Annotated in this window: 8 protein-coding genes; 5 read left to right on the top strand and 3 right to left on the bottom strand. The window is 73.3% G+C overall.

Features of this window, described 5'->3' with window-relative positions; translation table 11 throughout:
* Positions 1-72: 72 nt before the first annotated feature.
* Positions 73-1,986 carry a M3 family metallopeptidase gene (locus tag ACWGUG_RS05215; RefSeq protein ID WP_452324034.1) on the bottom strand — a complete coding sequence of 638 codons (1,914 nt, stop codon included), beginning with the start codon at positions 1,984-1,986 and terminating at the stop codon, positions 73-75.
* 61 nt (positions 1,987-2,047) lie between these two features.
* Positions 2,048-2,635, bottom strand: a complete 588-nt coding sequence (locus tag ACWGUG_RS05210) for an NUDIX hydrolase family protein (protein WP_336393597.1) — start codon at positions 2,633-2,635, stop codon at positions 2,048-2,050.
* A gap of 78 nt (positions 2,636-2,713) precedes the next feature.
* Between ACWGUG_RS05210 and ACWGUG_RS05205 the strand changes: the two genes are divergently transcribed.
* The 4 genes from ACWGUG_RS05205 to ACWGUG_RS05190 all read left to right on the top strand — a co-directional run bounded on the left by ACWGUG_RS05205 (position 2,714) and on the right by ACWGUG_RS05190 (position 5,835).
* Positions 2,714-3,379: an alpha/beta hydrolase gene (locus tag ACWGUG_RS05205; RefSeq protein WP_452324033.1), complete on the top strand. Its 666-nt coding sequence runs from the start codon at positions 2,714-2,716 to the stop codon at positions 3,377-3,379.
* A gap of 271 nt (positions 3,380-3,650) precedes the next feature.
* Entirely contained in the window at positions 3,651-5,306 is a 1,656-nt protein-coding gene (locus ACWGUG_RS05200; RefSeq protein ID WP_452324032.1) for an ABC-F family ATP-binding cassette domain-containing protein, read from the top strand.
* Positions 5,307-5,420: 114 nt separating this feature from the next.
* On the top strand, positions 5,421-5,603 hold the full coding sequence (locus tag ACWGUG_RS05195) for a PspC domain-containing protein (protein ID WP_336393600.1): 183 nt from the start codon (positions 5,421-5,423) through the stop codon (positions 5,601-5,603).
* A 49-nt stretch (positions 5,604-5,652) separates the two neighbouring features.
* Positions 5,653-5,835 carry a PspC domain-containing protein gene (locus ACWGUG_RS05190; RefSeq protein ID WP_452324031.1) on the top strand — a complete coding sequence of 61 codons (183 nt, stop codon included), beginning with the start codon at positions 5,653-5,655 and terminating at the stop codon, positions 5,833-5,835.
* 2 nt (positions 5,836-5,837) lie between these two features.
* Here the strand turns inward: ACWGUG_RS05190 and ACWGUG_RS05185 are convergent, their stop codons facing one another.
* On the bottom strand, positions 5,838-6,311 hold the full coding sequence (locus ACWGUG_RS05185; RefSeq protein ID WP_452324030.1) for a hypothetical protein: 474 nt from the start codon (positions 6,309-6,311) through the stop codon (positions 5,838-5,840).
* Positions 6,312-6,429: 118 nt separating this feature from the next.
* On the opposite strand from ACWGUG_RS05185, the gene ACWGUG_RS05180 reads away from it, so the two are divergent.
* The gene (locus ACWGUG_RS05180) at positions 6,430-11,247 is read left to right on the top strand and encodes an ATP-dependent helicase (RefSeq protein WP_452324029.1); all 4,818 of its coding nucleotides are present in this window, start codon (positions 6,430-6,432) and stop codon (positions 11,245-11,247) included.
* The last annotated feature ends 30 nt before the right edge of the window (positions 11,248-11,277 follow it).

Below are 11,277 nucleotides of genomic sequence, written 5' to 3'. Positions count from 1 at the left end.
GTCGCAGGGGTGACTGCGCTCAGGGTGACTGAACCCTACCGCGCCTCGCCGTGTGCGCGAAACGCGCGGCGCTCACCGCCCCGCGAGCCACTCCTGGTACGCGTCGAACGACGACGCGCGCCCGAGGAACGCCTCGACGAGCTCGCGTGCGTCGCGGGATCCTCCGCGCTCGAGCACCTCGGTGCGGTAGCGGCGCGCCGCCTCGGGATCCATCAGTCCCTCGCCGAAGCCGCTGAGCAGGTCGCGGGCGATCACGAGGCTCCACTGGTACGTGTAGTAGCAGGCGCCGTAGCCGGTGAGGTGGCCGAAGCCGGCATAGGAGTGCTGGCCGGGCAGCGGCTGGACCGGGCTCGTCGCGGCGTAGATCCGCTCGGTCTCGGCCTGCAGGTCGGAGGGACGGTCGACGTGCAGGCGGTACGACACGTTCGCGTGCCCCAGCTGGCGCCGCACTTCGAGTGCGCGACCGAACCCGTCGGCCGTGCGCATGCGGGCCACGAGATCGGCCGGGATCGGGCGGCCGTCCGCGTCGCCGCTGAAGGAGGCCAGCACGTCGGCGTCCCACGCCCATTCCTCCAGCAGTTGGCTGGGCGCCTCGACGAAGTCCCACTCGGTGGCCACGCCGCTGAAACGGGCGAACCGCTGGTGGCCGCCGAGGATGTCGTGCACGAGGTGCCCGAACTCGTGGAAGAACGTCACGACCTCGTCGTGCTCGAGCAGTCCGCGCGAGAAGTTGCACAGGAGCGCGGCCTCGGGGAGCACCCGACCCGCCACGCCCGGAGCGAGCGGGAAGCAGGCCGCATGGCTGAACTTGCCCTCGCGGGGGTGCAGGTCGAGGTGGATGCGGCCAAGGCGGACTCCTCCGCGCACCACGTCGAAGGACTGCACGTCGTCGTGCCACGCCGGAGCGTCGACCCGCAGGTACTCGACGTCGAGGAGGCGGCCGGTGACGTCGAGGACGCCCGACACGACTCGCTCGAACGGGAAGTACGACCGGACGAGCTGGGCGTCGACGTCGTACTGCTCGCGCTTGATCGCTCCCACCAGGTACCAGTAGTCGGCGATCGTGACGGCGTCCACGTCGGGCACATCGCGGCGCAGCCGCTCGAGGAGCAGCGGGTACTCGGCGTCGGCGGCCGGCTTCGACGCGTCGTCCAGGCGCGAGAGGAAGACCGGGATCTCGGCACCCGCCCCGATCATCCGCGTCTCGGTCTCGTAGTCCGCCCAGTCGGGGTAGCCCAGCAGGCTCGCGCGCTGCGCGCGCACCGCGAGCAGCTCCGCCAGGACGGGGTCGTTCTCTGGCCAGGCGAGGTCGTTGTAGGCGCCCACCAGCGCCAGGCGCGTCGCACGGTCGGAGGCGTAGTCGCGCACCGGCATGAGGTCGGGGTAGTCGGTGCTCAGCGTGACGAAGCCGCGCTCGTCGGCGGGGTGCGCGTCGACGAAGTCCTGCGGCAGTCCTGCCAGGCCCGCGACGGGCACCTGGACCTCGCGCCGGCCGTCGCGGATGTTGCGCGAGAACGTCAGCGACAGCTCGGTGTCGCGGTCCGCCAGCTCGCGCGCCCGCTCCCGCTCGTTGTCGGCGAGCTCCACGCCCCCGCGACGGAAGTCGCGGAGCAGGTGCGAGAGCAGCCGCGCCTGGTCGGCGTCGAGGCCGTCCGTCGGGGCATCCGCGAACACGCTCCACAGCTCGCGGTCGAGCAGGCGCGCGGCCGACAGCGACTCGACGGCCTGCACCTGCCCCTCGGCCAGCTCGCGCACCTCCGCGTCGGGGTGCGCCTCGCTCAGGAGGTACGCCTCGCTGAGCGCCTCGGCGAGCGCGAGCTCGGTGTCGTTCCACAGCTCGAGCCGGTCGGCCGTAGACAGGGCCGGCTCGCCCTTGAGCCGCTCGTCGAGCTCCCGTACGCGGGCGATGCGCTGAGCCGGGCGCTCCGAGACGAAGTCGGCCCATCCGGCGGCGTCGGCGGGGAACGGCAGCGGTTGGAGGGTCATCCTGCGAGCCTAGGGGGCGGGGCGGACGCTCCGCGAGAGCCAGCTGGATGACGCGGATGCCTCAGCGCAGCGCGCCCACGCTGGCCAGCGCGAGCCGCACGAGCGTGCCCCTGCCGCCCTCCATCTCGGCCGACAGCGCGTCGGAGGACGCCTCCTCCGGCGTCAGCCACGTCACCTCGAGGGCGTCCTGCCGGGGCTCGCACGTCCCGGTGACGGGAACGACGAACGCGAGCGAGACGGCGTGCTGACGGTCGTCGTGGAACGCGCTGACCCCCGGGAGCGGGAAGTACTCCGCGACCGTGAACGGTACCGGCTGCGGCGGCAGGAGGGGGAACGCCATCGGCCCGAGGTCGTTCTCGAGGTGGCGGAAGAGCGCGTCGCGCACCGTCTCGCCGTACCGCACGCGGCCCGACACGATCGTGCGGGTGATCTCCCCCACCGGGGTCGCCCGCAGCAGGATTCCGACGGCGGTCACCTGCCCCATGCCGTCGGTGCGCACCGGCACGCCCTCGACGTAGAGCATCGGCAGGCGGCGGCGGGCCTCCTCGAGCTCGATGTCGCTCAGCCAGGCGGGGTTCGAGACGTTCCCCGCGGGCGGGCCGAACGGTTCGTCGCCCGCAGGTTCGGGGTCGGGGGTGCGTACGGACATGACTCCTGTATACCCCGGGTGCGCCGCCGGCGCCCGAGGTCCACCGGACGTGTCGACGTCAGGTGGGAGGATGGGGGCATGCCGGAAGCGCTGGTCCTCGACGCCGACGCCGTGCTGTGGTCGGCCGATCGCAACGACCTCGCCGGGCGCCATCTGCTGCTGCTCCTCCACGGATACGGCGCCGACGAGCACGATCTCTATCCCCTGCGCGCGTACCTGCCCGAGCCGTTCGCCGTGGCGAGCCTCGCCGCGCCGCTGTCACCGCCGTGGCCGGCTCCCGGCCGCTCCTGGTATCCGATCGACGGCCTGGACGGTCGGGATCCCTCGCACGTCACCCGCGCCGCCGAGGCCGTCCTCGCCTGGGTCGACGCGCACGTGCCGGGCGCGGCATCCGTGGGTCTTCTCGGCTTCTCGCAGGGCGCCGCGGTGTCCCTGCAGGCCATGCGCCTCGACGCGCATCGCTTCGCCTTCGCGGTGAACCTGTCGGGCTACGTCACCCCCGGCGAGCTGCCCGGCGACGCCGAGCTCGCCGAGCGCCGACCGCCGGTCTTCTGGGGCCGCGGCACGAACGACGACGTCATCCCCGGCTTCCTCATCGAGCACACGACGCAGTGGCTTCCCGAACGCGCGGAGCTGAGCGGACGCGTCTACCCCGGCCTCACCCACAGCGTGTCGGAGCAGGAGCTCGCCGACGTGCGCGTCTTCCTCGACAAGCAGCTCGAGGCCCTCGACGCCGCGGACTGAGCGCACGGCGGTCACTGGTCATGCCCGGCATGGTCCGCTATGGTGTCTCACAGCCTTTGTCCCCTCGGTGAGGAACTCCCTTGAAGCTGATCGACGCTACCGCGCTGTAATCGCGCTGCTCCGTCGACCTTCGACGCGTCAGCGCTTGAATCCTTCGCGCTGGCCGTCGATCCGCCGCTTCTCTCCTGCGGTGCTGCGCCCTTCGATGGGCCGGCCCGCCTGGGCGACCTCCGCGGTGTCGGTGTCAGCGCCTGACCGACCTGGAGGCCTCATGCCCGCTCACACCCTCACCCCTGCCATCATCCTCGACCGGGTCTCGCTCTCGTGGCCCGACGGCACCACCGCGCTCTCCGACGTCTCGGGGTCGTTCGGTGCCGGCCGCACCGGGCTCGTCGGCCGGAACGGCTCCGGCAAGTCCACGCTCCTGCGCCTGGTGGCCGGAGAGCTGGCGCCGACCGCCGGCCATATCACCCGGACGGCGGATGCCGCCTACCTGCCGCAGCGCCTCACGCTCGACGTCGACCGTCCCGTCGCCGACCTGCTCGGCGTCGGTGCGCCCCTGCGCGCGCTGCGCGCGATCGAGTCCGGCGACGCCGACTCGCGCCACTTCGACGCGGTCGGCTCCGACTGGGACATCGAGGCCCGCGCGCACGCCGCCCTGGCCGAGGCCGGGCTCGCCCCCGGCATGCTCGACCGCAGCGTCGGGCAGCTGTCGGGCGGCGAGGCGGTGCTCACCGCGATCGCCGGCATCCGTCTGCGCGGGGCCGCCATCGCGCTGCTGGACGAGCCGACGAACAACCTCGACCGCGACGCCCGGGCACGCCTGTACGACATGGTGCGCTCGTGGCGGGGCGCGCTCGTCGTCGTCAGCCACGACATCGCGCTGCTGGAGCTGGTCGACGACACCGCTGAGCTGTACGACAACGAGCTCTCGGTGTTCGGCGGCCCGTACTCGCAGTGGCGGGCATGGCTGGATGCCGAGCAGGGCTCCGCCCGCGACGCCGAGCGCGCCGCGCGGCAGGCCGTCAAGCGCGAGAAGCGCCAGCGGATCGAGGCCGAGACGACCATCGCCCGCCGTGCGGCGATGGGCCGCAAGGCGCAGCTCGAGAAGCGGGTGCCGCCGATCGTCGCCGGCAACCTCAAGCGGGCCGCTCAGGTCTCGGCCGGCAAGCTCCGGGGCGAGAAGGCCGACCGCGAGGCGTCCGCCCGCGAGACGCTCGATGCCGCGGAGCGCCGCGTGCGCGACGACGACATCGTGAGGATCGACCTTCCCGATCCCGGCGTGCCCGCGGGCCGTCGGATCGCGACCCTCGGTGACGGCGAGCGCTCGTGGATCGTCCAGGGACCGGAGCGTGTCGCCCTCATCGGCCCGAACGGCGCCGGCAAGACCACCCTGCTGGAGCGGCTGGTCGGCTCCGGTGTCGAACCGGCGGGCGGATCTGCACCGCGCGTGTTTCCTGGTCCGGCTGAAGGTCCGTCGATCCCGCTGCTTGCACGGGCCGAGCTGCACACCGACCGCGTCGGCTACCTGCCGCAGCGGGTCGACGGTCTCGACGACGGCGCCTCGGTGCTCGAGAACGTCGCGCCCTCCGCGCCGAAGGTGACGATGGTCGAGCTGCGCAACCGGCTCGCGCGGTTCCTCATCCGGGGTGCGGCGGTGGAGCGGCCGGTGGGGACCCTGTCGGGAGGTGAGCGGTTCCGGGTGGCGCTCGCGCGGCTGATGCTCGCCGACCCGCCGCCGCAGCTGCTTGTCTTCGACGAGCCGACGAACAACCTCGACCTCGACACGGTCGACCAGCTCGTCGCCGCCCTCGCCGCCTACCGCGGCGCGGTGCTCGTCGTCAGCCACGACGACGCGTTCCTCGAGCGCATCGGCGTCGACCTCGTGCTGGAGCTCGACCGCGACGGCACGCTCACCGAGCGCTGACGCAGGGTCGCGGCATCCGTCCTCAAGGAAGGCGACGGATGCCGCGGCCGGCCCCCTCTCGGTTCGGGGGCCACCCCCAGTGCGCGCGGGCGTCCCTGCGCGCAGGATGGGGTCATGAACTCATTCGTCAGACCTCAGAACGGCCGCTGGATCGCCGGCGTCTGCCTCGCCGTCGCGAACCGCTTCGGCTGGAATGTCACGCTGATCCGGATCCTCACCGTGGTCGCGATGATCTTCTTCGGCCTCCCGCTGTGGATCTACATCCTGCTGTGGATCCTCGTGCCCTCCGAGCGCTGACGCACGGCCCCCCCTGGCGGGGAGGCGCCGGTCACGCGATGATGGCCGCATGCATCGCCTGGTTCGTCCCCGACGGGGACGCATGATCGCCGGGGTCTGCCAGGGCATCGCGGACCGCTTCGGCTGCAGCGTCGTGCCCGTGCGCGTGCTGTGGGTCGCCTCGACCGTGTTCTTCGGCGTCTCGATCCTGATGTACCTGCTGCTGTGGATCCTCCTGCCGGACGAGAGCTGAGCTCAGGGGGTCTTGGGCGGCTTCGTGCGCCCCGGCGCGCTGCCGCTGTTGCCCGGGCCCTCGTCGGCGGTGTCCTCGACCGGCGGCTCGCTGACCTCCGGTGACGGCTCGGGCGCGGGAGCGACGACGGGCTCGGTGGACTCCTCCACGGGCGCGGTCTCCTCCGGCTGCGGCGGCGCGACGACGGTGGCACGCGGCGAGGGCGCGGCCGGCGTCACGGTCGGCGTGGGTCGGGGCGTGATCTGCACGTCGGATGCAGGGGCGGGCTCCGGCAGCAGGGGCGGCCGGTCGCCGGAGGCGGCGAAGATCGAGGTCACCACGACCACGAGCGACAGGGCGAGGGCCCCGCAGAGGGCGCCGAGCCCGAAGGTGCGCACCCGGCGCGAGGCCGGCCATGAGCGGACGGCGAGGGCGGGGTTCGTGCGGCGGGTGAGCGGCGTCGGCGATTCCGACCTGCTCGACGGCGTCGACTCCATGGAGGATCCTCGGGCGGTGCGGGCGTGCGGGGGGACACGTACCCACCCGAGCTTACGCGAGGCCCGGTCATCCGTCCCCGCCTGGCCCGATGTCGGAGATCGCGACGAAGATGGAGGGATGGGCGATGTCCTGGAGCGATTCGGTCCTGCCACGCGGGACTGGTTCCGCGGCGCGTTCGCGGCTCCGACCGACGCGCAGACAGGCGCGTGGCAGGCGATCTCGGCCGGCAAGCACGCCCTGGTCGTCGCCCCGACGGGCTCCGGAAAGACGCTGTCGGCCTTCCTCTGGGCGATCGACAGGGTGTTCCACGACAAGGCCGCGGCCCCGGTGGCGTTGCCCGCCTCCGGTCGGAAGAAGAATATGACGGATGCCGCGGCCCCCGCGACCCGGATCCTGTACATCTCGCCGCTCAAGGCGCTGGGCGTGGACGTCGAGCGCAATCTCCGCTCCCCGCTCGTGGGCATCGGCCAGTCCGCGCGCCGGCTCGGCCTCACGGTGCCCGACGTCACCGTGGGAGTGCGCTCCGGTGACACCCCGGCGGGTGACAGGCGCAAGCTCGTGCAGGCGCCGCCCGACATCCTCATCACGACGCCCGAGTCGCTGTATCTCATGCTGACGAGCCGCGCGGGCGAGACGCTGCGCGACGTCCACACCGTCATCGTCGACGAGGTGCACGCGGTCGCGGCCACCAAGCGCGGCGCGCACCTCGCGGTGAGCCTCGAGCGCCTCGACGCGCTCCGTCGCTCGTTCGCGCCCGATGCCCCGCCCGCGCAGCGCATCGGGCTTTCGGCGACGGTGCGTCCGATCGACGAGGTGGCGCGCTTCCTCGGCGGTGCCGAACCGGTGGAGATCGTCGCCCCCCGCGCGTCGAAGGCGTTCGACATGCGGGTCGTCGTGCCGATCGACGACATGCTCAACCCGCCGCCTCCGCCGAGCGCCTACCAGTCCGGGCCCGTCGCGTGGACCGGCACGGATGCCTCGGCCGAGGCATCCGCCGATCCCGGCGCCGAGCCGATCGACGAGGACTGGTTCAACGACGGCTCGTCCGGGCGCCCGCGCGCGGCGGACGGCGGTGAGACCGAGATCACCGGCTCGGTGTGGCCGCACGTCGAAGAGGCCATCGTCGATCGCATCCTGCTGCACCGCTCCACGATCGTGTTCTGCAACTCCCGGCGCCTCGCCGAACGGCTCACGGGCCGGCTCAATGAGATCTACTCCGAGCGTCTCGGGCTCGACCTCCCAGACCCGTCGGTTCCCGCGGCCATGATGGCGCAGGCGGGCACGACGGCCGGCGCCGACCCCGTGCTGGCCAAGGCCCACCACGGGTCGGTGTCCAAGGAGCAGCGCGCGCAGGTCGAAGAGGAGCTGAAGTCCGGCATCCTGCGGTGCGTCGTCGCCACGTCGAGCCTCGAGCTCGGCATCGACATGGGCGCCGTCGACCTCGTGATCCAGGTGGAGGCGCCGCCGAGCGCCGCATCGGGTCTGCAGCGCATCGGGCGCGCGGGCCACCAGGTGGGCGAGGTCAGCCGCGCGGCGCTGTTCCCCAAGCACCGCGGCGACGTGCTCCACACCGCGATCGTGACCGAGCGCATGCTCGCGGGGCAGATCGAGGCGATCGCGATCCCGCAGAACCCCCTCGACATCCTCGCCCAGCAGACCGTGGCGGCCGCCGCGATCGGGCCCGTCGACGTCGAGGGCTGGTACGAGACACTCAAGCGAAGCGCCCCCTTCCGCTCGCTCCCGCGCTCCGCTTACGAGGCGACGCTCGACCTCATCGCCGGGCGCTTCCCGTCCGACGAGTTCGCCGAGCTGCGTCCGCGCGTGGTCTGGGACCGCGACCTGGGCGTGCTGACGGGGCGCCCGGGCGCACAGCACATCGCGGTGACGAGCGGCGGCACGATCCCCGATCGCGGGTTGTTCGGCGTCTTCATCGCGGGCGAGTCCCAGAACGCGCGCGTCGGCGAGCTCGACGAGGAGATGGTCTACGAGTCGCGCGTCAACGACGTCTTCACCCTCGGCACGACGAGCTGGCGCATCGTCGAGATCACCCATGACCGCGTCAACGTCGTGCCCGCGTTCGGCCAGCCGGGCAAGGTTCCGTTCTGGCACGGCGACGGCATCGGACGTCCCGCCGAGCTCGGTGAGGCGCTCGGCAAGTTCTCGCGCGAGGTCTCCACGGCCAAGCCCGACAAGGCCGAGGCGCGTCTGCGCGACGCCGGCCTCGACGAGTACGCACAGGACAACCTGCTGGCCTACCTCGCCGAGCAGCGCGAGGCCACGGGCACTCTGCCGACCGACCGTCAGCTCACCGTGGAACGCGGGCGCGACGAGGTCGGCGACTGGCGCGTCATCCTTCATTCCCCGTACGGCATGCAGGTCCATGCGCCGTGGGCGCTGGCCGTCAACGCCCGCATCCGCGAACGCCTCGGAGTCGACGGCTCCGCCGTCGCCAGCGACGACGGCATCATCGCCCGGATCCCGGATGCCACGGCCGAGCCGCCGGGCGCCGACCTCTTCGTCTTCGACCCCGATGAGCTCGACCAGATCGTGACCGAGGAGGTCGGCGGCTCCGCGCTGTTCGCCTCGCGATTCCGCGAGTGCGCGGCGCGGGCGCTGCTCATGCCGCGGCGCAACCCCGGCAAGCGCACACCGCTGTGGCAGCAGCGGCAGCGGTCCGCGCAGCTGCTCGAGGTGGCCCGCCGCTACCCGACGTTCCCGATCATCCTCGAGACGCTGCGCGAGGTGCTCCAGGACGTCTACGACGTGCCCGCGCTGCTGCGGCTCATGCGCGGGATCGGCGAGCGGCGCATCCGGCTCATCGAGACCGAGCCCGCCCAGCCCTCGCCGTTCGCGCGCGACCTGCTGTTCGGCTACGTCGGCGCCTTCATGTACGAGGGCGACTCTCCGCTCGCCGAGCGGCGGGCGGCGGCGCTGTCGGTCGATCCGGCGCTGCTGTCGGAACTGCTCGGCAAGGTCGAGATGCGCGAGCTCCTCGACCCCGACGTCATCGCGCAGTTCGAGCGCGAGGCGCAGCGCCTCGATCCCGAGCGACGGGCGCGCGGGCTCGAGGGGGTCGCCGACCTGCTGCGCATCCTCGGCCCGCTCGACGCGCCCGAGGTGGCGGCGCGGCTCGAGCCCGCCGCCGACGGCTCCTCCGACGGGCACGCCACGGCGGATGAGGCATCCGCTCTCCTGGACGCCCTCGTGACGGCGCGCCGGGCCATACCGGTGACGATCGCCGGCATCACCCGGGTGGCCGCGATCGAGGACGCCGGCCGGCTGCGCGACGCGCTCGGGGCCGCCCTGCCGGTAGGCATCCCCACCGCGTTCCTGGAACCCGTCGCCGACCCGCTCGGCGACCTCATCGCCCGGTACGCACGCACGCACGGCCCCTTCACGGCGGATGCCGCGGCCGACCGCCTCGGCATCGGCGTGGCGGTAGCCCGCCACACCCTGCAGCGGCTCGAGTCGCAGGGCCGGGTGACGAGCGGCTTCTTCCTGCCCGATCCGCCGCCCGGCTCGGGGGACGGCTCGGCGACGCGGGGCGACGAGGCGGAGTGGTGCGATGCGGAGGTGCTCCGGCGGCTGCGCATGCGGTCCCTCGCGGCGATCCGCGGCAGCGTCGAACCGGTGCCGCAGCAGGCGTACGCCCGGTTCCTTCCGGTGTGGCAGCACGTGACGCGGCCTCTCGACGGCGTCGACGGGGTCGCCGCCGTCGTCGAGCAGCTGGCCGGTATGCCCATCCCGGCCAGTGCGTGGGAGTCGCTGGTGCTCCCCGCACGCGTGGCGGACTACACGCCGGGGATGCTCGACGAGCTGACGGCGACCGGTGAGGTGGTGTGGTCGGGTCACGGCAGCCTGCCGGGCAGGGACGGCTGGATCGCGCTGCATCCAGCGGATGCCGTGCCGCTGACGCTGACGCTTCCCGACGGGGCGGACGAGCCCGCTCCGGGCTCGCTCGATGCCCAGCTCCTCGCGGCGCTCTCGAGCGGGGGCGCCTACTTCGCGTCGCAGCTGAAGCAGACCACGGGCGCGGAGAACGAGCAGTCCGTCGTCGAGGCGCTGTGGCGGCTGACCTGGTCCGGGCGCGTCACGAACGACACCTTCGCGCCGGTGCGCTCGCTCGTGTCGGGCGGCTCGCAGGCGCACCGCGTGAGCCGGCGGGCTCCGCGCGCCCGCCTGTACCGTGGCGCAGCGGTGCGCACCGTGGCGTCCTCCGTGCCCGCGCGCCCGCCCGCCATCGGCGGCCGGTGGTCGCTGCTGCCCGAGGCGGAGCCCGATGCGGCGCTGCGGGCGACGGCGACGGCGAGCCTGCTCCTCGACCGGTACGGCGTGGTGACGCGCGGCGCCGTCCAGTCCGAAGGCGTCCCCGGCGGCTTCGCGCAGGTCTACCGCGTCCTGGCCGGCTTCGAGGAGGCCGGACACTGTCGCCGCGGGTACGTGATCGAGAAGCTCGGTGCGGCGCAGTTCGCAGCCTCCGCCACCGTCGACCGGCTGCGCGAGTTCGCCGGCCTGCCCGATCCGCCGCCGCTGCGCGCCGTGACCCTCGCCGCCACCGACCCCGCCAACCCCTACGGCGCCGCGCTGGCGTGGCCGGCGCTGGAGGGGGTCGGACACCGTCCGGGCCGCAAGGCCGGCGCGCTCGTGGTGCTGGTCGACGGAGAGCTCGCGCTGTACCTCGAGCGGGGCGGCAAATCGGCGCTGGCGTTCACCGCGGACGAGTCCGTGCTCACAGCCGCTGCCCGGGACCTGGCCGCGACGTCGCGCGCGCGCCGGCTCGACACCCTCACCGTCGAGCAGGTCAACGGGGCGTTCGTCTACGGCACCGGCGTCGGACGGGCGCTGCGGGAGGCGGGATTCGTCGAGTCCCCGCGTGGTCTCACGCTGCGCCGCCTGACTGCCGGGGACGTGCTCCGCGAGGGCGCGCGTGCCTGACGCGCCGCGCCGGCGCCCGGTGCCGGGCAG

Source organism: Microbacterium sp. NPDC055455 (assembly GCF_053619935.1).
Note: the sequence above shows the minus strand (reverse complement) of the source record. Positions and strands in the feature narration are given on the sequence as shown.